Genomic DNA, 21540 nt, shown 5'->3' with positions numbered 1-21540 from the left:
AAGAGTTTCTTCGAAACAAACTGTTCCTTTGTCCTATAAAGGACAATAAAAAAACTCTATGCCACCGTAGACATAGAGGGACTATTGAAGATTCTCAATAAACGTCCTCGGTAGGAAATTAAGGCAAATGCCACCTACTGTCTTCGGTACAGTTAAACTTTTAACCTTGACTACCTTACCACAGATAAGGTAGTCAAGTCAATAAAAGTTTTGAATTTTTGTATTAAATTAGAAAGAAGCTTGTTCTACATGGATCCCAGGACCAAATGTTGTTGTAACTGAGATATTTTTCATGTATTGCCCTTTTGCTGCTGAAGGCTTAGCTTTCAACAATGTTTCATGGATCGTTTTGAAGTTTTCAATCAATTTGTCATCTTCAAAAGAAACTTTTCCGATTGGTACGTGGATGTTCCCAGCTTTGTCAACACGGTAAGTAACTTTACCAGCTTTTACTTCGTTAACTGCTTTTGTTACGTCCATTGTTACTGTACCAGTTTTAGGGTTAGGCATCAAACCTTTAGGGCCTAATACACGACCTAATTTACCAACAGTAGCCATCATGTCAGGCGTTGCAACAACAACGTCAAAATCGAACCAGCCACCTTGGATTTTTTGAACCATATCGTCGTCACCAACGAAATCAGCACCAGCTGCTTCTGCTTCTTTGGCTTTATCGCCTTTAGCAAAAACTAAAACTGTTTGTGTTTTACCAGTACCGTTTGGTAATACAACCGCACCACGGATTTGTTGATCCGCTTTTTTAGGGTCTACGTTTAATTTGTAAGCAACTTCAACCGTTGCGTCGAATTTTGCAATATTTGTTTCTTTTGCCAAAGCTACTGCTTCTTCAACTGAATAAGCTTTTGTAGCATCAACTTTTTTCAATGCTTCTTGCATTTTTTTGCTTTTTTTAGCCATTTTGTTTCCTCCTTGATGTGGTTATAACGGTAGAACCTCCCACGTGTCCCATATTTTTCAATATGAAGCCGACTGAGAAGCTACTTCCTTAGGGCTGTAATTATTCTACAGTGATCCCCATGCTTCGTGCAGTTCCTTCAACCATGCGCATTGCTGCTTCAACGTCAGCTGCGTTTAGGTCTTCCATTTTCAATTCAGCGATTTCTTTTACTTGATCGCGTGAAACTTTTGCAACTTTTGTTTTGTTTGGTTCGCCTGAACCTTTTTCAACGTTTGCTGCTTTTTTCAACAATACTGCTGCTGGTGGTGTTTTTGTAACGAACGTAAATGAACGGTCTTCGTATACAGAGATCACTACTGGAATGATCAAACCTGCTTGATCAGCTGTACGAGCATTGAATTCTTTAGTGAATCCCATGATGTTGATACCCGCTTGACCTAGCGCAGGACCTACCGGCGGAGCTGGTGTTGCTTTACCTGCAGGAATTTGCAATTTAACGATTTTTTCTACTTTTTTTGCCACGAGACATACCTCCTTGAGTCCGTGATGTGGTTAATTGGAGATCCAAATTTCTCCTCCCACTTTGGTGATTCATGTGCACACACAAAAAACGTGTGACGAAAGCACACTGGAATATTATAGCATCTTTATGGAATAATTCAAGGTTTTTCAGCTGATTTTTTTGAAAAAATGCTCACCAGCGCTTTTCGTTAGTCCATCGCTAAAAAAAGAAATAAAAATCACTTGCTTTTGGTCTGCTTTTTTCATTCTCTCATTTTTTTATGCTACACTACTACTGGAATTCTTCCCTATTCGTTTACTACTATCGAGGTGAAAAAAATGGAACAATTAAAATACCGCAGTGTATTTGACATAATCGGACCCATCATGGTGGGTCCCAGCAGTTCTCATACCGCCGGTGCTGCCCGGATCGGAAAAATCGTTCGCAGTATTTTTGGCGAACAGCCAGACAGTGTAGATATCCTGTTGTATGAATCGTTTGCTAAAACCTATCGCGGTCATGGAACCGATATTGCGTTAGTTGGCGGTCTCTTAGGCATGGAGCCAGATGATGCTCGCCTAGCGGACTCTTTAAAAATCGCTTATGAGAAAGGGATCGAAGTCTTATTCGTCCCTAAAAAAGAAAAAGCGGAACATCCGAATATGGTCAAGATGATTTTGACAAAAGGTAGCCACAAACTATCTGTCACTGGCATCTCGATCGGTGGTGGCAACATTCAAATCTCAGAGCTTAACGGCTTCAAAATTTCTCTGACACTGGGTACCCCTACTTATGTGATCGTCCATCAAGATGTTCCGGGAATGATTGCGAAAGTAACCAATTTATTATCAGAGGCTCAAATCAATATCGGTACGATGACCGTTACGAGAGAAGCTGTCGGTGATAAAGCAATCATGATCATCGAAGTCGATCAGCGCAATGATCAGCTGGCGCAACAAATCAAAGTTTTGCCGCACGTTTACAGCGCTGCGTATTTTGATTAAAGGAGATAAGCACATGTTCTATACAATAGAAGAGTTAGTAATAGAAAGTAAAAATTATCCTTCCGTTGCAGAGATGATGATTGCGATCGAAGCAGAAAATACTGGTCGTAGTCGCGAACAAATCCTTGCAATCATGGAAAAGAATTTAGTTGTTATGGAACAATCAGTCGCTGAAGGTGTCGCTGGTGTAAAATCGGTGACGGGATTGACCGGCGGCGATGCGACTCGCATGAACGACTACCTTGCTGCCGGTGATTTTTTAAGCGGAGAAACCATTCTACAAGCGGTCCAAAATGCCATTGCAGTCAACGAAGTCAATGCGAAAATGGGCTTGATCTGTGCAACACCGACTGCCGGTAGTGCGGGTGTTGTTTCTGGTGTATTGATGGCCGTACGTGAGCGTTTGGCACTGACTCGAGCGCAACAAGTCGACTTTTTGTTTACAGCCGGCGCCTTTGGCCTGGTGATTGCCAACAATGCCTCGATTTCCGGTGCCGAAGGCGGTTGTCAAGCAGAGATCGGTTCTGCTAGCGCAATGGCAGCGGCGGCTTTGGTTTGTGCAAAAGGTGGCACCCCTCACCAAGCGGCTCAAGCGGTGGCGATCACCTTAAAAAATATGATGGGCTTGATTTGTGACCCTGTCGCGGGCTTAGTCGAGGTCCCCTGCGTGAAGCGCAATGCCCTGGGATCTTCCCAGGCCTTTATCTCTGCCGACATGGCATTAGCAGGAATCGAAAGTGTCATCCCACCTGATGAAGTGGTCTTAGCGATGTATCAAGTAGGACGACAAATGCCTAGCATTTTCAAGGAAACGGCTGAAGGTGGTCTAGCCATGACGCCGACTGCCCAACGCCTACAGGCAGAAATCTTAGAAGCCAATCGTTGATGTTTTTTTAGAAATGAACACGAATAAAAACCAACCAAGAACAACCAATCTTTGCTTGTTCTTGGTTGGTTTTCATTTTCCCATTATTTCCAACGACGAAAAGACAAGTACTCCCTGCTTGTTAAACAAGTAACAAATGACATTGGCGGTTTTTCTACTCCCACTCGCCTACCCTATAGTGTTTCTTTTGGGCAACGGGTTTTAATACCTTCACAGGCTCGGAAAATTTAGGTTTTCCTTCTGTTTGATCCAATGGGACCAATGGCTGCTCGCTTTCTTGTGCTTTCAAGTCCATTTGTGGTTTTTCATCCTTGGTAGCTTGCGCCTGATCGGCTGATTTTTGCCAAAGCTGTTTGCTGAGATCCAATAAGGGAATGATCATCATGGCGACTAGCCCGCCAGAAAAACCATTATTATACAGATTCAAACCTCCATGTAAGAAATCAATATTCAGTACCATTGAGGCGTGCACAAAACCGACCACCAAGCCGCCTTTCCAGCCATAGGCATTTGTTACTGCACAGAGCATCATCGCAAAAATCGCTGACGTGACTGTAACCGTCTCGTTGATGGTGTATACGCTCAATAGATTGGCAATCGTCACCCCTGCCAATAAAGGCAGCGAGTTAAAGACATGAGAGCCACAAGCAGAAAAGCCGATGACGCAAAAGATCGCACCGATAACTGGTCCATTTAAAACCGCACCAATACTGACGACATATGCCACAAGCAAAAACGTCATCAATCCCATGTTGATCATCGTATTATAAACGCCGGTATCACGTAAGATATCTCGTTCGATTTTGCCACTATGAGACCAAATCGCTCGCATATTCAATCGTTTTTTCTTGATTGCCATCAGCGACCCATAGCCTACGAACACACTTCCTAAAACCAGCATCATGAGAATCAAACGCGGCTGCTGTTCTTGCGACACCAATGTTCTTAGCTCAATCGTTAGGCCAAACATCCGACAGATAGCGGCGACTAATGTACACAACATTCCTGAAGTGAATCCAGCACTGTATAAACTGACGCTTTGAAATAGTCCTTGAAAATATAAGGCCATGGGAACCATCAAAAAACCGGTAAAAATTCCAATACCGTACCCCATCACCAAGCTAAAATAAGGCGGTAGTGAGTCATTGAATGCAAAATAGCTGACGATTGGAGAAACCGACGATCCATACAAGGCAATCAACAGAAATTTTTTCAATGGTTCATTCATAAAATACGAATACAGACGGACGCCTAAAAATATCGGGATAAAATTTAGTAGATTTTTCCCAAAAAAACCATACCCAGTCACCATAAAGATAGCAGACACCGCGCCTCCTGTGATCGGCACCCGATAATGATAGCAAATCGAGATCGCTACAAACGTCATCAAACTGCTGTTTAATAAAGCCGACCCTACAGAAGTCATAGCAATATAATCTGTCACAAGATGACTTTCCGAAAATAAAATCAACTTGAGCTCTTCGACTGCCACCCTTGGATCGAAAAACAACATGGCAAAGAAAAACAGCAGCAAATTAAAAAGAAACAACAAGCTATACCCATTATGTACAGAGATCATCCCTTTAGTATGGGGATGAAAATCATTGTGAAACTTTACTCTAAAAAAAGCAAATAATTTTGACATAAGACCCCTTCCTCTTATAAAGCGCTTACTCATTTTGAGAAAAAAAGTGGGCCAACGAATTGGTCCACTTTATTCTCATTACTGTTATTTTACCGTAAATGAGCCGTTCATGCTAGTCTATCCAGCAGTTAAATTTTATCTACTTGCTCAAAATCAAGTTCTGTACTGGTTTCACGACCGAACATATCGATGTTCACTTTTAGTTTTTGTTTTTCTTCATCGATTTCTGCTACTTGTCCTTCTAGACCAGAAAACGCACCTTCGATGATTTTGACGGTTTCGCCAATTTCGACTTCCAGTTCAACTGTCCGAGTACTCATACCGATCGAACGTAAAATTGAATTGATTTCTTCTTGTAATAAAGGCGCTGGCTTGCTTCCTGCACCATGAGAGCCAACGAAACCAGTCACTCCTGGTGTATTCCGAACCACGTACCAAGATTCATCCGTCATGACCATTTCAACTAATACATAGCCAGGAAATGTTTTATGAACGATTTCTTTGGTTTTGCCGTTTTTTTCTTCTGTTTCTACTTCTTCGGGAACGACGACACGGAAAATATAATCACCCATCCCCATGCTTTGTGCACGTGACTCTAGGTTCGCTTTTACTTTGTTTTCATAGCCAGAATACGTATGCAGTACATACCAATTTTTTTCAAAAGATTCCATTTTTTTCGGACTCCCCATCTTTTTTGTAAAATAAAAAAACCTCAGCTGCACCGAAGTTTTTCCTCAAAGCGATTATAGCACGATTTGTGATAAATGACTAGCGCTATCAGTAAGAAGTGTTACTTTAGGATCCAATTGAAGACCGTTTGAATCAGTGTGTCCATCACAAAGAACATCAATGCAAAAATAATGGTTGTTTGAATCACCACAAATGTATCTTTGCGTAATTGTTTTTTTGATGGCCAAGAAACGTTTTTCATTTCTTCAACAACATTTTTCAAAAATTTCATTCGATTCCCTCCTTACTTCGTTTCACGATGCAAAGTATATTGATTGCAATACTTGCAAAATTTGTTGATTTCAAGGCGTTCGCCTTTTTTACCTTCACTGACTGATTTTGAATAGTTGCGGGATCCGCAGACAGAACAAGCCAAAGCAGCTTTTTTCGTTGCCATCTTAGTGTCCTCCCCCTTTTTATAAAGTTTTCCAACACTAAAAATACCATTTATTTAAGATTGTGTCAATTTTTGATTTTCTGTCGTATAAATATAGTTTCTGCTGATTTTGTGGTATGATAATGGTGTTAAATGGGTATTTGGGAGGGAAAATTATGTTATTAAAAACAATGGTCTACAAAAAACGCGATTTAACAACGGTAAAGGAAACAGCTACCTTAGAAGAAGCGCTGGCAATTTTAGAAGAGTCTGGTTATCGTTGTGTGCCTATCCTAGATGAATCAGGAAAGATTTTTAGAGGAAATATTTATAAAATGCACATCTATCGCCATAAAGCAAATGGCGGTGACATGACTTTACCCGTCACCTATCTGCTAAAAAATGCGACGAAGTTCATTTATGTCAACTCTTCATTTTTTAAGGTTTTCTTTACAATCAAAGAATTGCCTTATATTGCGGTACTAGATGAAAACAATCAATTTTACGGTATCTTGACTCATAGTTCCTTATTGAATATGTTGTCACAATCATGGAGCGTCGAACAAGGAAGCTATGTGTTGACGATCGCATCGACAGGTCAACAAGGCGACTTAGCGGTTATCTCAAAAATAATCGCAAAATACAGCAGTATCGCTAGCTGTATCACTCTCGACATCGGTAAAGACGAATTTATTCGTCGTACGATGATCACTTTACCAGCAAACACATCAAAAGAATTATGCGACAAGATCGTGGCGCAACTAGAAGCGAAAAACTTCAAAGTTGTGGAGATCGAAGACTTAAAAGCAGAATAAAATAAAAGATCATTCCTTCATTTCTTAGGAATGATCTTTTTTCTTGTTTTTTGAGAACCATCAAAGCAAAAAACAAGCTTTTTTTACACGCGCTTATCGAAGCGAACGGCACGATTGATGATATACATCACCGGTGCCGTAATCGTCATTACAATAAATTCACTCAATGCCGTTGTTGCAAATGTTGGCCAGAAAGGCAATGCTAAGGTGATATTTAGCATAATCGCAATCAGGAACATACTTAATGAAAAAACAATGGTATTAAATGCCAGTCTTACGAAAACATTTGGAATCTTCTTATATACCAATGCAGTTGCTCCTAAAGCCAAGAAGCTTCCGAAACCGCCGAATACGACATCCAAGATCCCCATTCCGAAGAACATGTTATACACTACAACCCCGCCAACGACACCCCACATCAATTTTCTGTTGAAAACGACCAAGTGATTCAATCCTTCAGATATCCTAAATTGAATCGCTCCTGAGGCAACGGGTGAGACTAGAACCGTTACAGCAACATAAAGTGCCATAATGATCCCATTGGCTGCGACGACACGCAAACGTTGATTGGTTAGATTTGTTGATTTTTCCATTTGATCCCTACTTTCTCCGAGTTTTGATTACGCGGGATGGTTGATGAACCGCGGTGCGCTTCGCACAAGTACTTATTATACACATTAATAGCCATATATCAATGTTAAACCGGCCATTTAATCATCAAATCATCTCGAAATCACCTGACAAAACTTTATGCAGATGGAATTGCTCCCTCTGTTCCTTCATTCGTTGATTCAAAGAAACACTTCGCAGCTTTCATTTTCTATCCCTATTCGACTATCAATGAATCATCCATCGTCAGATTTCCTAATGGCTTGTGATTCAATCTTTACCCTTGAAAGAGATGGGAAAAATATTATTTTTACGCCTACCGAAGAAATGAACGATGAAGATAGTGGCTTTGTGTTGAAACCTCGCTAAATCAAGGCGCATCTCGTGATGAAAGGTTAAGTGCTGAATTACTTTAAGATTCGTCGGATCTACGCACAGAAATCATCTTGAATACGTAAAACATCCCTTTTCGCTAACGGAAAGGGATGTTTAGAATGAATCAGACGATTCAGTTACTTTTTGATCAAAAATAGCTTTCTTCTCGTTGCCTCGTTACCTTTTTGGTAAAGCAATTTCTCATAGATGTTTACTCAGCGAATGCCTGCCACACCTCTATTTAGCTGGTCGAAAGCCCGCTTTGTAGGCTTCCACCTCTGTCTTGAACATCCGAATTGGACTGGTCGTTTTATTATAATATTGACTCCCCGGTATATGATAAATCTTTTGTTTGGAGCCTTTGATCAGCCCTTTGCCCCGTTTGTCTACATATTTTTTCAGTCCATCTCTAAATGCATCATTCGTCGTTCCAGGTGCTTTCCCACCTTTTTTCACCAGTTTGACCTGGATTGCTTCCAGTTGAAAACCAAAGCCAGACGTTCCTGAAGACTGTCCGTTTTTCGCCCACCCCATCCAGCCAAATTGTTGTGCATTGACTCGATAATAGACATCGTAATACTTAGCGATCTCACCGGTGAGTTTGATTTGGATCGCCTCCAACCGTTGTCCTTTTTCACTTGTACCAGACAGAGTCCCATTTTTTCTAAACGATTTTTCCCAGCCTTGTTTCTGAATGGAGGTTTTATATTCAATATTCCCTTTGTATTTTTCGTTAGTAATTTTTATCTTGATTGCTTCAAGTCGCTTGGCTTTCCCTGTGGTCCCTGACGTCTGACCGTTTGTTTTCCATGATTGCCACCCTTGAGACTGGATATTTGTTTGATAGCTCACACTTGGTGAAGATGCAGCAAAAACTGTCATCGGAAAAACAACAAAGCCAAGTAAAAGAACAAATAGTATTGACACTTTTTTCATTTTAAACCCTCCTTATTTTGATTATCTCAATATAATATCTAAAAAACAAACTTTTTATGAACAATAAATATTTTTTTATCAAAACACTTATTTAAACGTTGAACACACTGAGAAATAAAAAAAGGAGTCTTAAGCGATGGCAACGAAAGTCAATTCATTTAGGGTTGGGGTCACTTATTGTATTCCTTTCAACACTCAAAGTTGAAAATTGCATGGTATCAAGCTAGCTTCTCGACGACTGATAAAATTTGCCTGTCAACGTACGATGAAAGAATCGTTGTTCATTTTTCTGAAAATCTAAGCAATTGACCGTCTGCAATGTGGTATAATCGACTTCGTTGAAATTTGTTTTGAGAGGATGGCATGATTGAACTTATTTGGATTGACCTTTGGCTTAAGAAATGTAAAAACTGGAATCAGTGTATTCCTCTGTATTTTGATTAGTGTTCTTTTGAATCGTGAAACCTACGTCGTATCAACGATCACAGCTGTTTTCACATTAAGAGAAGATCATGAGAATACCGTCAAATACGGGAAACATCGGATTGCCGGTAACAGCTTCGGCGCAATCGCTTCTGTATTTTGTATTGCGATATTTAACTTTTTCGGACATTCGTCCTTTATTCAAATGATTGCAATCCCTTTAGTGATCATGTTAATGATCGCTTTATTGGTCAAATTTGATTACTCCGAGGGAACAGTTGGTGCTTGTGCCACACTATTGACGATTTTATTTATGATTCCTCAAACTGAATCTTACTTGTATGCTTTTAATCGGATTGTTGATAGTTTTATCGGCATGACGATTGCAATATTGGTGAACCGCTTTTTTCCATTTCCGAATAAAAGTACCGCAGGGACGAAGACGACAACAAATGAGAGTGATTCATTTTAAAAATGAAAAAGAAAAAAACCATCTCAAAACAGCTTTGAGATGGTTTTTTAAGAATGGATCAGTTACTGAAAAGAACTTGTTGGTCTTCAATTAATGGATAAGAAATCGGTACATTACCTTCCAAATCTTCTTTATTCATATCAACTGCAACGATTTGACTATTTTCATACGTACGATAGTAATAGATTCCTTTATCTGTATTGCAGCAAGAAGAATAAATCGTGTACTCATAGCGCTCATTGCCTATGTCACAAAGTCCTTTTTGTTGCTCAACCGAACCTAAAATATGGAAGAACTGACTAATGCTTTCGGATTCAGATTCTCCAGAAACGGAATTCAATCGGGTAAAAGCTACTTTGACAAAGCGAGACATCGAAGAAAGATCTCCTGGCAGACCTAAGCCGCCCATTCCACGACTATATTCATCAAAATCCACCTTGTCAGAAAAATGAGTTTCCGGAGTTTTCGATGATAACACACGGTAATTATTCAAATTGAACAATTGATAGTCAAATGGTGGATTATTTGTCAAAACTCCCACCGGATTTTCATGAATATGAAGGCCATCACTCATACTTTCCACAACGATGGCACTTTTTTTATCAGCAATCATCCAATGCAAAGGCGATAGAGGCAAATCTTCACTAAAATTGATCCGAACGAGATTGACATTGGCTAATAGCCCTTTTACCTCTTCGACAGTAGCGCATTGTCCTAAGAGCCATGGGATGAACTCAAAAGGCGTAACATTCTCTTTTCCTTCTTGAAATTCATTGTAGACAGCATTTTCTGGAAAATTCAATCCAGCGATACCTAAACCTTTTTCATTGACCGCATCATAATACAGTGGATACTCAGCGACACCAGCAGCAATCCCAATCATTGCGTAATGGTGATCTATTTCACTTACTTTGCGAAATTTGAATGGATAATTTCTCGGAGTAATGGTCACTACTTCTTTATAAGAAACATCATAATCAAAATTTCTGCCAAAATAATGATCTTTCGTTACATAAGTTAACGCAGTACACATAATACTTCCTCCTAAAATAAGTTTTTTACACTTCTAATTTACTCCTATCGCTTTTTTTTAACAAGGAAAAAGCAATAAATAATAATAAAAAGATAATTAGATATATTATAGTTATTTTAATATCTTTTCTCAATAAAATGCAAACCTTTCGAATTTTTACACAAAATAGAAAAAACGCTTTTTTTATCACTTTTTATAACAATACACATAAATATAGTTAAATAATGGTTAAAACAACCAGATACTTCTTTATTTGTGAGGCTTTTCAAGGTAAAATAAATAAAGTATCTAAAAAAGAAAGGATATGTTCTTTTTTAGATACAAAAAAATATTTCTTCATAAATTATAATATAAGCAAAATATTACAATTTATTTTGAAAAAAAGGGGTTTAAAAATGAAAAAGATTTTATTTGGTTTTGTACTAGTATCCACTTTATTCCTGGCTGGTTGCTCTAGTGAAGATGTGGAAAGTGATACTGTCGAATCGTCACAACAAACAACTGAAACAACAATGGAAAGCTCCGAAGATTCTGAGGATGTCGCTGCTTCTGAAGAAGAAGAGATTGAAACTAATGAGAGCTCAGAAGAAGAAATTGACAGCCAAGCGAATGAGCAAGCTTCTGATGAATTGGAAGCACAACTTGAAAAATTATCTGATACGTACGCTGATCTGATCGCAGAAGTTGAAGGGTATATTGCCAATCCCGAAACTTATGATTTGTCCGCTTACACTTCTGTTATGCGTAGCTACACTGATTTGATGAGAGAATTTCAAACAACCACTGAGACAATTGAAGCGGCTGATCTAGGTGACGGCTGGGCTTACTACGATATCTATATGGATATTTTAGAAGAATCTGTGAAACTAACTGAAGCCTTCGCCAATCTACCAGAAATGCAGCAATAACTAAAGGAGCTCTCCTATGAAAAAAGTACTAATTAAGCTAGTACGGATTTTATGTGTGATCACAATAATCCTTAACATACTAGGCACCTCTGCTTTATTTTATCTTGCCCATACTCAAAATTTACTGGGATTTATGTTTCAAACATGGCAAAATAATCCGTTTAATTTTAGTAATTACGATGTGCTGATAATCAATAATGCGATTATATTTTTAGTGGTTCCAATTTTGATTTTAATTTTTGTGAAAAATCCAAAAAAAGAATGACTGCTACTTTCTAAAAGACATAAAAGCAAAATCGAATGAAAACTCGGTTTTGCTTTTCCTTTATCTTTTATTTAAACTATTTAAATTTATCTAAAAGACAACAACCAAATCATGTAAGCGATTGCTAAAAGAGAAAAATGTGCTATACTATAAGTGTAAGGAGCAAGGATTCCCAGTAAAGCAGACGAAGCAGGTTCTGCAAGAAAAGAATTGTTGTCAACTTAGAATAAAAGACAAAGGATGTGGGAATTTGAGTTACTCCTTACTAATTGAATAGGATTCGGCGATGGGCATCATTACCTGAGGATCAAAGTGGACATAAGAACCTTTGAAAACCCAGAAAGCACAATCGTCGAATCTATTTTTTTGCTCTTTTTTCAGGCATCGTCTCCCCGCCTTCTGTCGAAACATGCTATAATTAACCGCATTGAACGAAAAAACGATATGGAGCTATTCATAAAATGAACTATTATTATCACTTCCTCGTAAACCCTGCTTCAGGTAGTGGACGAGGAAAAAAAGCGGCGGAACGTGTGCAAAGAATCGTAAAAAAACATCGTTTCCCCCATCAAATCTACCTAACCAAATCACCCGGCGACGAACGGAACATCACCAGAAAACTCTTAAAAGAACGACTTTTGCCTTGGGATGATGTCTATTTAGAAAATGGCGAGATGCTTTATCCATTATTGGTGGTTATCGGCGGTGATGGAACGCTGCACCAAGTAGTATCAGAGTTACAACTTGAACAACAACAAATTCCCGTTGCTTACATCCCCGCTGGCTCGGGAAACGATTTTGCGCGAAGTATCGATCTGCCACGAGAGCCGGAAAAAGCGTTTTGGAAAATTGCCGGTACTACTAAGCCCCAAGAATTGGCCATTATCCGCTATGAAGAGCAGATCCAAGAGGAAAACGGCATCGCTCTTAATAATGTGGGTATTGGTCTTGATGCGGCAATCGTCTATACCACCAATCACTCTGTGGCAAAAAGCAGTCTTAATAAGTTCAACCTCGGCTCCTTTTCCTATATCGCTGCAATTATCCGCGTTTTGTTTCTTCAAAGAGGTTTTCCGATCTTAGTCGAGTGTAATGGGCAACAATTCAGTTATAAAAAAGCTTTTTTGTGCACCACGACCAATCATCCTTACTTTGGCGGCGGTGTTGCAATCGCCCCAACCGCTTCAGTCAGAGAGAAAAAGTTTGATTTCGTGCTCGTTGAGCGTGTGTCGATTTTCAAGATTTTCTGGCTGATCGGTTTACTGATGCGTAAGAAACACATGAATTCACGCTACTTTCATCATCTCTCCACGTCGAAGCTGAGAATTATCTCTACCGTGCCCCAACATGGACAAGAAGATGGCGAAGAAATGGGCCAACGTCCCTTTGATATTACCTTTACTACTGCCAATCAATTATTTTGGTGCCCATAAAGAAAACGATACAAATCAGCAACGATTTGTATCGTTTTTTTCTGTGTACCTGTTAGTTTTTCGCTGAGTTGTACTGCCAACGAGGACTTCCTTCTTTTCCCAAAACAAAATGAATCATTGAAAATACTGCTGCAAATGCAACCAAGACAAAGCCATTGAACCAAAACGATTCAGTAAACCCTTGATTGTACGTGAGGGTCTCGCTAATCAAGGTATTGTTTTGAACAAACCAATACGTTGGTGTAAACGCCGCGATTTTATTGACGATATCTGGCAGGAAATTAGCTGATACAAAGACACCACCGATAAAACAGCTGCCGGTTATAAAGATATTGCTGATCCCGCCGATTGCTTCTGAATTTTTCACCAGGGAAGTGACACACGCCGAGAAGCTGATGACTGGTAATAAAAACAAGAACGTGTTCAAAATGTGGTACCAAGCTGCTGTATCCCAAGACGTGCGGATCACTAATAACACCATCAGTAATAAAAAGCCGAAAGTTAAGAGCAGCGAATAACTGATCAAGCTTAACAGGATTTTCCGCTGTAAGACACGTTTAGCAAGAGGGGCGCTCTGGTTTCGCTTGCTGATTGCTTTGCGATTAAAGGCCATATTGATCACGCCAAACCCGCTAAATATTGATAGAAAGAGACCATATGACAATAAGTTAAAGGTCATGCTTGTTAACATTTTTTTCATTCGTTGACTATATTCTGTACTGAGTTCAACTTGCCCAGTGACGGCTAGCGCTGTTTGTGCTTGTTCTATCGCCTCACTAACTGTTTTACCTTCTTCTTTAAAAAGCAAAAGCGTCTGTAAGTACGTGTTCACTTGCTGGGTGACAATGGTTTTAGAGAAAGCATCTGGCCGGCTTTGAATCTCGATTGCTGGCATCTGGCCGGCCTCCACCTGTTCCGTGAAATCTACTGGTAAATGCAAGACGATGTTTATGCGATTAAAATAAAGGGCATCATCAATTTCTTTTTGTGAGGTACCCTCCAAAGTGACCAAGGTCTGCTTCTCCTTCAAGTAGTCCCGAAGACCGTCAACGACTGGCGACTCCTCTTCACTGATCAAAGCAATGTTGGCTTCTTGTAAAGAGGTGTTTTCGACGTCGATGCTTTGTGCATAAAAGAATGTAACTCCCACAGTGATCAGTACTCCAATTAGTAAATTCGACTTATTGGCCTTCAGTAAAGTCCAAATCGTTTTATAAAGCGTCATAGCGCACCCCTCTTTCGATCCAAGTATTTCCAATTGCGAAAAGGACGATAAAGCCAGTCAACCATAAAAGATTGGTATAAAAGCTAGCCAGATCTGTATAGTAGTATAATTGATAGAGACTTTCACTGATCAAATTGACGAGATTTATTTGCCCCAGTATCGGCACATGTAGATCAAGCCAATACTTGATTTGTTCCGAGCCCATCATCCCGGCAAAAAAGCTCATCGCCATCGTCACGGAAATCAAAATGCCATCCTTTTGCACCAGATTCATTTTTGGCGTCAGATTTCCAATCAATGTTCCTAGCAAAATCGCACACAATGATCCCAACGCGGCAACCAGTAGTAGCCACTGCCATCGTTCACCAAAGTCTACTTGATAGACAAAACGAAAAACCGCTAAAATAATGTAGACTTCTACTAACACAATCGTAAAACTCGCCGCTAAATTCGCACTTGAAACCAATGTGCGTTTTCTTGGTATCAAGGAAAGCCGAATCCCATTCGCGGATTGATTGGCTTGCTGATCCTGAACATTGCGAACACCCCACATCGTCCCATAGAGGATCGCCATCCCAATCAAAGTAAAGAAATAAAAACTTTTAACACTCATGTCACGATCAGCATTCACTTCTTGAAAAGTCGCTTCCTGTTCAAACGCGGCCATAATTGGTGCAAGATCAAGCGTTTCAAGTTCTGCTGCTTTACTAGAAATAATCGCTGTACGTTGTAAAAATTGATCCATTACATTTTTCATCAACGTCTGACTCATGCCCGCTTGCCCCACATGGAGTGAAATCGTTTCGTCAGCTATCAGATAAAACCCAGCTAAATCACCCGCATTCAGCTCTTCAACTGCCTCTGCTTCTGATAGTTCCTTAAGATCAAATAATGGTTTTTCATTGATTTCCACTTGTTCAAGGACCGCGGAAAAATTTTCCGAAAGCGCTGATTGATCCCCGTTTTTTACGATTCCCGTCGTGATTGTCTCTAAATTTCCTGCTTGATCGATCTCCCCAAAGGCCGCCATAAACATTAGGCCTAAGAGAATGGGAAACGCCAACGTCCAAAACAGCATGGATTTATTTCGCAACAGCACTTTTGTGCGATATTTGTAAAAATGCCAAAACATGTTTTCCCCTCCTTTAGTCTCTCAATTCCTTGCCCGTGATCTCTAAAAAGACATCATTTAAGGTCGCTTCTTTGGTTGCAATTTTTCCGTAACTGATTTTCTCTGCTTGTAAGAGCGTCAAAATGGGGAGCAAGACCGTATTGAGTTCCGTCGTTGTTACTTGGAGCTGTCCCTCTTTATAAACGATCCCGTCAGCAGTAATGGTGGTTTGAATTGTAGCCAATACATGGTCTGGCAGTAAGGGGATGTCGATGGTCAAACGATCTGCCGTGCGTACCATGTCTTTCAGAGATTCCTTGGTCCCTTTGGCAATCACCTGTCCCTGATCCATAATCACGATCTGGTCACAAAGAATTTCCACTTCTTCCATGTAATGGGTCGTATAAACGATCGTTGCTCCTTGGCGATTCAGCTCTTTGATGCTTTCCAAAATTTTATTACGACTTTGGGGATCGACGGCGACTGTTGGTTCATCTAAAAAAATCAAGCGTGGCTTATGAGCGATCCCACAGGCAATATTCAACCGTCGTTTCAAGCCACCACTCAGCTCACCTGGATGGAAAGTCACGAAATTTTCCAATCCCACTAATTGTATGACTTCTTCGATCAATGCTTGCCGTTTCTCTTTGTCAGCAACATATAAACCACAAAAATAATCGATATTTTCTTGTACACTTAGTTCTTCAAAGACGGCAACATCTTGAGGAACGACGCCGATCATTGCTTTAACGGCATAGTTTTCAGGGGTCATGGTTGATCCAAACAGTTTAATGGTGCCTTTGTCATAATTTAGCAAAGAGAGCATACAATTGATAGCAGTCGATTTCCCACTACCGTTTGGTCCCAATAATCCTAAAACTTCCCCTTCTTGTACTTGCAGATCAAAATGATTCAATGCCACAAAATCACCATAGCGTTTAACTAATTTATCAATTTCAATAATCATGATGAAAAACTCCTTCCAAATTTCTTGTTAATCTGACTATAATAAAGTTTAAGAAAAGAAACTAGTGACGATTGACCAAATCAACTATGACATTTGTCACAATGAAGGAGTCTGCCATGTCCAAATCTCGACTACTCAGCGAAGCTGGCTTTCTACTCGCAATCTCGTTGCTTCTATTGGTAAATCAAGGATTTGTTGCCGTACAAGTCATTTTTTTGCTGATCGCTATTTTCTTCACTGGTGTCAGTTATTTATTGCCTAGGAAAGCAAGCTGGTTTTTTCAAGTTATTCTATTGCTTCTATGTACTTTTTGGCCAGAGCTTGCCCTCTTTCTGCCTGCAATGATGCGGGTGATCGCTCCTGAAGAAAGAAAAGATGACATTCTATCTTTATTAGGATTTTTATTGATCGCGACAGTTGGCAATCAATCCCCCTCCAAGATCGCCTTTGTCATCCTTTTGTTGCTTTTTGCTTTTTACTTACGTAAAAAAGAACAGCGAATGTCTGCTCTTGAGAAAAAGTACATCGCTTCAAAAGATACTCATTGGGAAAAACAGCAGCAATTATCGCAGCAAAACAAAGTACTAGCCTTATCACAAGAAACAAAATTGGCCTTACAAATTGCCGAAGAACGAAATCGAATCGCGCGAGATATCCATGACAATGTTGGCCATCTGCTGTCGAGTGCCATTTTGCAGATTGGCGCACTTGAAATGATCAATCAAGAACCAAAACTGAATGAGCCCTTAGCAAATTTGAGTGCTACGGTTCACACTGGGATGGATCGTATCCGCCAAAGCGTTCATGATCTCCATGAGACATCGATTACTTTCCAACAGTCCTTAGAGTTTCTGATTGCTGATTTTCCATCTTCAGTCACGATTGAAGGAACCTTATTTGAAGGATTGAACGAAGCCCAGCAAAATTGTTTCTTAATGGTGATCAAAGAAGCCTTGACCAACAGCATCAAACACAGTCATGCCAAAACCGTTGTCTTGCATTTTCGGACACTGCCTGCTTTTTTCCGCTTGCAAATCACCAATGATGGGGTCCGCGGATCTCAAATTGCTAAAACTGGAATCGGTCTGAAAACGATGCGTCAACGGGTCCAAGAACAACAAGGACAAGTTCATATCTTACAAGAAAACCAACGCTTTCAGTTGACGATCATTTTACCAAAGGAGGAACACCAATGATTACTGTAGTTATTATTGACGATGATCCGTTTGTGACGACCTCGTTGCAAACCATTTTAGAAAGCACAGAAGAAATTCGTGTATTAGGCATCGGTCATTGTGCCAAAGACGCCATTGACCTCTATGAAACTCATCGTCCTGACGTTTTGCTGACGGACATCCGCATGCCGGAACAAACTGGGATCGATGCTGCCAAAGAAATACTGGCTAAATTTCCCCACGCGATCCTTTTGCTATTGACTACCTTCAAAGATGAAGAATACATTCGAGAAGCCTTTTCCATCGGTGTGAAAGGTTATTTGATCAAACAGAATTTACAGGCAATCATCCCTTCTGTCAAAGCCTCTTATAATGGCCAAGTTGTCTTTGGGAATGAAATCGTTGAGACCTTCACACAGCTAATGAAGAACGAACCATCAATTGACAATCAAGCTTCCTTTAGCGAACGTGAATTTGCGATCATCAAAGAAGTAGCAGCGGGTAAAAACAATAAAGAAATCGCCGATGCCTTGTATTTGAGTGATGGAACCGTTCGTAATTACATCAGCCAATTACTAGAAAAGCTGGGGTTACGGGATCGCACGCAATTAGCAATCTATTTTTATCAGCATTTACAGTGAGTCTCGTTAGACACAAAAAACCTGAAGAAATGCGCCTTTGCATTCTTCAGGTTTCTTTCTATTCGATTATTCAACAGTTGGTTTCTTCTTGGTATAAAATCATGGATTTCCAGGACTGCCAGGATTCGTTGGGTTATTTGGTGTGTTAGGCGGGAAAATCGGCGCCTTATCTAACGTTTTTTCTAATCCTGATTCTTCCCGTTCGCCTCGTTCTGCATCAGGGCTTTCATCTAATTTAAATTCTTTTTCCATCTCATCCAATTTCTTAAAGTCGTTGCCAGATTCTTTTGCGAGTTTTGCTAATTTGTCTTCGGTTTCTTTCGCCATAATGTAACGCCTCCTTTTGATTTCAGCTTAGCATAAGAAGCTGAAAAACCAAAAGAAAGCGCTCACTAACAACCCATTTTTAGCATTTTCTCATCGTTATAATCCCTCGTTTTTTACGGGCATAAAGTCGTACGGAGAACAGTCCTTCATCCCAATCATTGGATCTACTAAATGCTTTTTGACCATCGTTAAGGTCAGCACACCATCGTTTTGCGTTTCTTCGATGAGTGCTTCTTCCCCCGTAGTCCCTTCACTTAGGACCTTATCCCCTGACAGAGGCTTGGCCGTTTCTGTCTGATTTGGTGCCGACGGCTCAGGCTCGGCAAAAGCAAACAAGTCCAACCCACTATCTGGTGACTTTTCTGTCGCTTGCTGGTTAGCAGCAGCTTCAGTGCTGGGATTTTCCTTTGGCTTCGAAGCTACCATTTTTGCCTTCGTGTTCTCAGAGGAATCATTATAAAACGGATCATCGGCTTCCTCAAACTGAGCCAATTTCGCCCGTTGCAGCGGCGTCATTTCTTCCGTGCCATTGATACGTTCTTTTAATGTCGTTAAGCGAGTGGCAGATTCGTGACTGACACAGGTTTGGTAGGCTTGCGGTTCACCAAGTAAAATCAGCATCTCTTTGCTGCGAGTCACAGCGGTATATAGCAAATTGCGCTGCAGCATACGCTGGTATTGATGAACCATCGGCAAAATAACCATTTGAAATTCACTACCTTGGGATTTATGGATCGAACAACAGTAGGATAATGTGATCTTGTTCCATTCATTACGCTTATAGGTCACTTCATTGGCATCAAATTGAATGACCAGTTCGTCAACCTTGTCTTCCGACTGTTTGGCTAGAGTGATCCCAACGATTTGGCCCATATCGCCATTAAACACGTTATCTTCAGGAGAGTTTACCAACTGCAAGACCTTATCGCCGATACGATACACCGTATCATTGAAGGTGACCTCTTTTTTGGTTCCATCGTTGGGGTTAAAAATCTCTTGCATCATTTTATTCAGAGCATCGATCCCAGCTGCCCCACGATACATCGGCGCCAACACTTGAATATCTTGCGGCGTATAACCTTTGTCTTTCGCCCGTTTCACGATCTGAGCGATCAACGGTTCGATCTTGTACGCATCACAAGCAAAGAAAGAACGATCTTTTTGGTTTTGTGTAAAATCAGCAGGCAGCTGCCCGTTTTTGATGGCGTGGGCCAGTGGAATAATACTTGATCCATCTCCTTGACGATAGATTTCCGTCAATTCTTGTTTCGGGATCGCATCGATCGCTAGCAAATCATGAAGGACTTGTCCTGGTCCCACAGAAGGAAGCTGATCTTTATCCCCCACAAAAATCACTTGCATGTTTGTAGGGATCGACTTAAAGAGCGTATTCGCCAACCACGTATCGACCATTGACATCTCATCGACGATCAGTAAACCGCCTTCTAACTCTTTGGGACTAATCGATGGTGCTTTTTCACGGCCATTCAATCCTAACAAACGATGGATCGTACCACTTGGCAAACCAGTCGTTTCGTTCATCCGTTTGGCGGCTCGACCAGTCGGTGCTGCCAAGAGAATCGGAAAGGTTTCGTCGCTGTATTTTGATGGTTCTAAGTCCAAATCGTTCAACTCAGCAAATAATTGTACGATCCCATTGATCACTGTTGTTTTCCCAGTACCTGGGCCACCTGTCAAAATAAACAATGGCGATCGGATTGCTTCTTTGATCGCTTCTTCTTGCGAGGAACCATAGGTGATGCCTAAGTGCTTTTCTATTTTACGTAACGTTTTACTGATTTTTTTCTCAGGATAGACGATTTCTTTTTTGCGGGAAAGCAAGCGTTCGATGGAACTGGCAATTCCCCATTCAGAAAAGTACAAACTATTTTCATATAAACGGGTTTCTTCTTGTTGGATCTTTCCTTCTTCCACTAGATGAATGATCGTTGATGCCAAATCGTCAGGCGCAATCTCAATGGGGCGGCTCGTTTCTAATAGGCGCAGTGTCTGCTCTAACAAATCTTGGGCGTGGATAAAGGTATTGCCCGTCTGCAAGGACTGGGCGAAGATTTGATGCAAGACCGCCGCTCGAAACCGTTGCGGTGACGAAGCTTCGATCCCCAGCTGTTCAGCGATGCCATCTGCGCGTTTAAAGCCAATGCCTTCAATGTCTTCCACCAGCTGATATGGATTCTCCTCAATAATGGATAGCGCCTCATTTTTGTAGGCTTGATAGATAGCAAAAGATAGCTGGCTACCAAAGCCATAGCGACTCAAGCCAACGATTACTTGATCCATCCCATGGTTTTGCCGAACGGTATCTAAAATCATTTTTTGCTTACTTTCATTTAACCCTGGAATCTGCTCCAACAATGCCGGTTCTTCCAGCATCCGGTCGATCGCTTCTTCTCCTAAAAGATCAACGATTTTTTCAGCGGTCTTCTTGCCGATCCCAGGAAATTTTTCTCCAGAAAGGTAGGCGATCAACCCTTGTTCAGAGGTCGGTTGTTCTTGTTGGTAGCTTTCGGCCTTCAACTGGACGCCATACTTGGGATGATTGACCAGCTCACCAAAAAACCGATACTTTTCCTCTTCTTGGATTTCGCCGAAACTACCAGTAACGACGATCTCCGAGTCTTTGTAGTCGGCATTATTCTCAGTGACTTTAACTAATAGTACTTTATAAAAATTGCTGGGATTCTGGAAAAAGATGGCGGCAACATGGCCGACAAAAAACGTTCTTTCTGGAATCATGGTGCCG

Annotated in this window: 23 protein-coding genes and 1 other annotated feature; of the genes, 9 read left to right on the top strand and 14 right to left on the bottom strand. The window is 40.6% G+C overall.

Annotation, left to right across the window (positions count from 1 at the left end; genetic code table 11):
• Window positions 1–38: 38 nt before the first annotated feature.
• Window positions 39–165: a sequence feature (ribosomal protein L10 leader region), on the bottom strand.
• Between the two features lie 63 nt (window positions 166–228).
• Together rplA and rplK are read right to left on the bottom strand one after the other, a co-directional pair.
• Window positions 229–918, bottom strand: coding sequence for a 50S ribosomal protein L1 (gene rplA, locus IGJ74_RS07505; protein WP_005229790.1), 690 nt, complete (start codon window positions 916–918; stop codon window positions 229–231).
• A gap of 100 nt (window positions 919–1018) precedes the next feature.
• Window positions 1019–1441 carry a 50S ribosomal protein L11 gene (rplK, locus tag IGJ74_RS07500; RefSeq protein ID WP_005229787.1) on the bottom strand — a complete coding sequence of 141 codons (423 nt, stop codon included), beginning with the start codon at window positions 1439–1441 and terminating at the stop codon, window positions 1019–1021.
• Window positions 1442–1759: 318 nt separating this feature from the next.
• Here rplK and sdaAB point away from each other — a divergent pair, with 318 nt between their 5' ends.
• Both sdaAB and sdaAA read left to right on the top strand, forming a co-directional pair.
• Window positions 1760–2425, top strand: a complete 666-nt coding sequence (gene sdaAB, locus IGJ74_RS07495; RefSeq protein ID WP_005229781.1) for an L-serine ammonia-lyase, iron-sulfur-dependent subunit beta — start codon at window positions 1760–1762, stop codon at window positions 2423–2425.
• A gap of 13 nt (window positions 2426–2438) precedes the next feature.
• Complete coding sequence (sdaAA, locus tag IGJ74_RS07490; protein ID WP_008381622.1) at window positions 2439–3311, top strand: L-serine ammonia-lyase, iron-sulfur-dependent, subunit alpha; 873 nt, start codon at window positions 2439–2441, stop codon at window positions 3309–3311.
• A 154-nt stretch (window positions 3312–3465) separates the two neighbouring features.
• On the opposite strand, the gene IGJ74_RS07485 is transcribed toward sdaAA, so the two are convergent.
• From IGJ74_RS07485 to rpmG, 4 genes are all read right to left on the bottom strand, one after another.
• Window positions 3466–4956, bottom strand: coding sequence for a DUF1576 domain-containing protein (locus tag IGJ74_RS07485; RefSeq protein ID WP_008379789.1), 1491 nt, complete (start codon window positions 4954–4956; stop codon window positions 3466–3468).
• Between the two features lie 128 nt (window positions 4957–5084).
• Window positions 5085–5627, bottom strand: a complete 543-nt coding sequence (gene nusG / locus IGJ74_RS07480; protein ID WP_005229769.1) for a transcription termination/antitermination protein NusG — start codon at window positions 5625–5627, stop codon at window positions 5085–5087.
• A 119-nt stretch (window positions 5628–5746) separates the two neighbouring features.
• Window positions 5747–5917: a preprotein translocase subunit SecE gene (gene secE / locus IGJ74_RS07475; protein ID WP_005229766.1), complete on the bottom strand. Its 171-nt coding sequence runs from the start codon at window positions 5915–5917 to the stop codon at window positions 5747–5749.
• 12 nt (window positions 5918–5929) lie between these two features.
• Window positions 5930–6082, bottom strand: coding sequence for a 50S ribosomal protein L33 (gene rpmG / locus IGJ74_RS07470; RefSeq protein WP_005229764.1), 153 nt, complete (start codon window positions 6080–6082; stop codon window positions 5930–5932).
• 155 nt (window positions 6083–6237) lie between these two features.
• On the opposite strand from rpmG, the gene cbpA reads away from it, so the two are divergent.
• Window positions 6238–6876, top strand: coding sequence for a cyclic di-AMP binding protein CbpA (gene cbpA / locus IGJ74_RS07465; RefSeq protein ID WP_008379786.1), 639 nt, complete (start codon window positions 6238–6240; stop codon window positions 6874–6876).
• Between the two features lie 83 nt (window positions 6877–6959).
• Here cbpA and IGJ74_RS07460 read toward each other — a convergent pair whose 3' ends face one another.
• Both IGJ74_RS07460 and IGJ74_RS07455 read right to left on the bottom strand, forming a co-directional pair.
• On the bottom strand, window positions 6960–7469 hold the full coding sequence (locus IGJ74_RS07460) for a QueT transporter family protein (RefSeq protein ID WP_008379785.1): 510 nt from the start codon (window positions 7467–7469) through the stop codon (window positions 6960–6962).
• Between the two features lie 628 nt (window positions 7470–8097).
• The gene (locus IGJ74_RS07455; protein ID WP_218193147.1) at window positions 8098–8796 is read right to left on the bottom strand and encodes a hypothetical protein; all 699 of its coding nucleotides are present in this window, start codon (window positions 8794–8796) and stop codon (window positions 8098–8100) included.
• Between the two features lie 367 nt (window positions 8797–9163).
• On the opposite strand from IGJ74_RS07455, the gene IGJ74_RS07450 reads away from it, so the two are divergent.
• Window positions 9164–9691: an FUSC family protein gene (locus IGJ74_RS07450; protein ID WP_005236688.1), complete on the top strand. Its 528-nt coding sequence runs from the start codon at window positions 9164–9166 to the stop codon at window positions 9689–9691.
• Between the two features lie 58 nt (window positions 9692–9749).
• On the opposite strand, the gene bsh is transcribed toward IGJ74_RS07450, so the two are convergent.
• Window positions 9750–10724, bottom strand: a complete 975-nt coding sequence (gene bsh / locus IGJ74_RS07445) for a choloylglycine hydrolase (RefSeq protein WP_005236690.1) — start codon at window positions 10722–10724, stop codon at window positions 9750–9752.
• 395 nt (window positions 10725–11119) lie between these two features.
• Between bsh and IGJ74_RS07440 the strand changes: the two genes are divergently transcribed.
• The 3 genes from IGJ74_RS07440 to IGJ74_RS07430 all read left to right on the top strand — a co-directional run bounded on the left by IGJ74_RS07440 (window position 11120) and on the right by IGJ74_RS07430 (window position 13330).
• A complete protein-coding gene (locus tag IGJ74_RS07440) occupies window positions 11120–11632 on the top strand; it encodes a membrane lipoprotein lipid attachment site-containing protein (protein WP_008379783.1) in 513 nt (170 codons plus the stop codon).
• 16 nt (window positions 11633–11648) lie between these two features.
• The gene (locus tag IGJ74_RS07435; protein WP_005236692.1) at window positions 11649–11897 is read left to right on the top strand and encodes a hypothetical protein; all 249 of its coding nucleotides are present in this window, start codon (window positions 11649–11651) and stop codon (window positions 11895–11897) included.
• 461 nt (window positions 11898–12358) lie between these two features.
• Window positions 12359–13330, top strand: a complete 972-nt coding sequence (locus tag IGJ74_RS07430) for a diacylglycerol/lipid kinase family protein (RefSeq protein ID WP_008379780.1) — start codon at window positions 12359–12361, stop codon at window positions 13328–13330.
• 52 nt (window positions 13331–13382) lie between these two features.
• Here the strand turns inward: IGJ74_RS07430 and IGJ74_RS07425 are convergent, their stop codons facing one another.
• Genes IGJ74_RS07425 through IGJ74_RS07415 form a run of 3 tightly spaced genes read right to left on the bottom strand, consistent with a single transcriptional unit; the run spans window position 13383 to window position 16633 of the window.
• Entirely contained in the window at window positions 13383–14555 is a 1173-nt protein-coding gene (locus tag IGJ74_RS07425; protein ID WP_218193322.1) for an ABC transporter permease, read from the bottom strand.
• Window positions 14542–15687 (bottom strand): ABC transporter permease, encoded by a 1146-nt coding sequence (locus IGJ74_RS07420; protein ID WP_034878640.1) that lies wholly within the window; start codon window positions 15685–15687, stop codon window positions 14542–14544. Before IGJ74_RS07420 ends, IGJ74_RS07425 begins: the two co-directional genes overlap by 14 nt.
• 13 nt (window positions 15688–15700) lie before the next feature.
• Window positions 15701–16633, bottom strand: a complete 933-nt coding sequence (locus IGJ74_RS07415; RefSeq protein ID WP_005236700.1) for an ABC transporter ATP-binding protein — start codon at window positions 16631–16633, stop codon at window positions 15701–15703.
• 86 nt (window positions 16634–16719) lie between these two features.
• On the opposite strand from IGJ74_RS07415, the gene IGJ74_RS07410 reads away from it, so the two are divergent.
• Complete coding sequence (locus IGJ74_RS07410; RefSeq protein ID WP_005236702.1) at window positions 16720–17829, top strand: sensor histidine kinase; 1110 nt, start codon at window positions 16720–16722, stop codon at window positions 17827–17829.
• The gene (locus IGJ74_RS07405; protein WP_008379771.1) at window positions 17826–18449 is read left to right on the top strand and encodes a response regulator transcription factor; all 624 of its coding nucleotides are present in this window, start codon (window positions 17826–17828) and stop codon (window positions 18447–18449) included. Before IGJ74_RS07410 ends, IGJ74_RS07405 begins: the two co-directional genes overlap by 4 nt.
• A 99-nt stretch (window positions 18450–18548) precedes the next feature.
• Here the strand turns inward: IGJ74_RS07405 and IGJ74_RS07400 are convergent, their stop codons facing one another.
• Together IGJ74_RS07400 and recD2 are read right to left on the bottom strand one after the other, a co-directional pair.
• A complete protein-coding gene (locus IGJ74_RS07400) occupies window positions 18549–18776 on the bottom strand; it encodes a hypothetical protein (protein ID WP_005236708.1) in 228 nt (75 codons plus the stop codon).
• Between the two features lie 96 nt (window positions 18777–18872).
• The gene (gene recD2, locus IGJ74_RS07395) at window positions 18873–21533 is read right to left on the bottom strand and encodes an SF1B family DNA helicase RecD2 (protein ID WP_061053976.1); all 2661 of its coding nucleotides are present in this window, start codon (window positions 21531–21533) and stop codon (window positions 18873–18875) included.
• Window positions 21534–21540 lie beyond the last annotated feature (7 nt).

This window comes from Enterococcus sp. AZ009 (assembly GCF_050548785.1).
Taxonomy (GTDB): domain Bacteria; phylum Bacillota; class Bacilli; order Lactobacillales; family Enterococcaceae; genus Enterococcus_D; species Enterococcus_D entomosocium.
Note: the sequence above shows the minus strand (reverse complement) of the source record. Positions and strands in the feature narration are given on the sequence as shown.

Excerpts from the sequence above, each read along its gene's own strand:
- rplA (WP_005229790.1), bottom strand. The coding sequence starts at position 918 with ATGGCTAAAAAAAGCAAAAAAATGCAAGAAGCATTGAAAAAAGTTGAT.
- sdaAB (WP_005229781.1), top strand. The coding sequence starts at position 1,760 with ATGGAACAATTAAAATACCGCAGTGTATTTGACATAATCGGACCCATC.
- sdaAA (WP_008381622.1), top strand. The coding sequence starts at position 2,439 with ATGTTCTATACAATAGAAGAGTTAGTAATAGAAAGTAAAAATTATCCT.
- IGJ74_RS07485 (WP_008379789.1), bottom strand. The coding sequence starts at position 4,956 with ATGTCAAAATTATTTGCTTTTTTTAGAGTAAAGTTTCACAATGATTTT.
- nusG (WP_005229769.1), bottom strand. The coding sequence starts at position 5,627 with ATGGAATCTTTTGAAAAAAATTGGTATGTACTGCATACGTATTCTGGC.
- secE (WP_005229766.1), bottom strand. The coding sequence starts at position 5,917 with ATGAAATTTTTGAAAAATGTTGTTGAAGAAATGAAAAACGTTTCTTGG.
- rpmG (WP_005229764.1), bottom strand. The coding sequence starts at position 6,082 with ATGGCAACGAAAAAAGCTGCTTTGGCTTGTTCTGTCTGCGGATCCCGC.
- cbpA (WP_008379786.1), top strand. The coding sequence starts at position 6,238 with ATGTTATTAAAAACAATGGTCTACAAAAAACGCGATTTAACAACGGTA.
- IGJ74_RS07460 (WP_008379785.1), bottom strand. The coding sequence starts at position 7,469 with ATGGAAAAATCAACAAATCTAACCAATCAACGTTTGCGTGTCGTCGCA.
- IGJ74_RS07455 (WP_218193147.1), bottom strand. The coding sequence starts at position 8,796 with ATGAAAAAAGTGTCAATACTATTTGTTCTTTTACTTGGCTTTGTTGTT.
- bsh (WP_005236690.1), bottom strand. The coding sequence starts at position 10,724 with ATGTGTACTGCGTTAACTTATGTAACGAAAGATCATTATTTTGGCAGA.
- IGJ74_RS07440 (WP_008379783.1), top strand. The coding sequence starts at position 11,120 with ATGAAAAAGATTTTATTTGGTTTTGTACTAGTATCCACTTTATTCCTG.
- IGJ74_RS07435 (WP_005236692.1), top strand. The coding sequence starts at position 11,649 with ATGAAAAAAGTACTAATTAAGCTAGTACGGATTTTATGTGTGATCACA.
- IGJ74_RS07430 (WP_008379780.1), top strand. The coding sequence starts at position 12,359 with ATGAACTATTATTATCACTTCCTCGTAAACCCTGCTTCAGGTAGTGGA.
- IGJ74_RS07425 (WP_218193322.1), bottom strand. The coding sequence starts at position 14,555 with ATGACGCTTTATAAAACGATTTGGACTTTACTGAAGGCCAATAAGTCG.
- IGJ74_RS07420 (WP_034878640.1), bottom strand. The coding sequence starts at position 15,687 with ATGTTTTGGCATTTTTACAAATATCGCACAAAAGTGCTGTTGCGAAAT.
- IGJ74_RS07415 (WP_005236700.1), bottom strand. The coding sequence starts at position 16,633 with ATGATTATTGAAATTGATAAATTAGTTAAACGCTATGGTGATTTTGTG.
- IGJ74_RS07410 (WP_005236702.1), top strand. The coding sequence starts at position 16,720 with ATGACATTTGTCACAATGAAGGAGTCTGCCATGTCCAAATCTCGACTA.
- IGJ74_RS07405 (WP_008379771.1), top strand. The coding sequence starts at position 17,826 with ATGATTACTGTAGTTATTATTGACGATGATCCGTTTGTGACGACCTCG.
- IGJ74_RS07400 (WP_005236708.1), bottom strand. The coding sequence starts at position 18,776 with ATGGCGAAAGAAACCGAAGACAAATTAGCAAAACTCGCAAAAGAATCT.
- recD2 (WP_061053976.1), bottom strand. The coding sequence starts at position 21,533 with ATGATTCCAGAAAGAACGTTTTTTGTCGGCCATGTTGCCGCCATCTTT.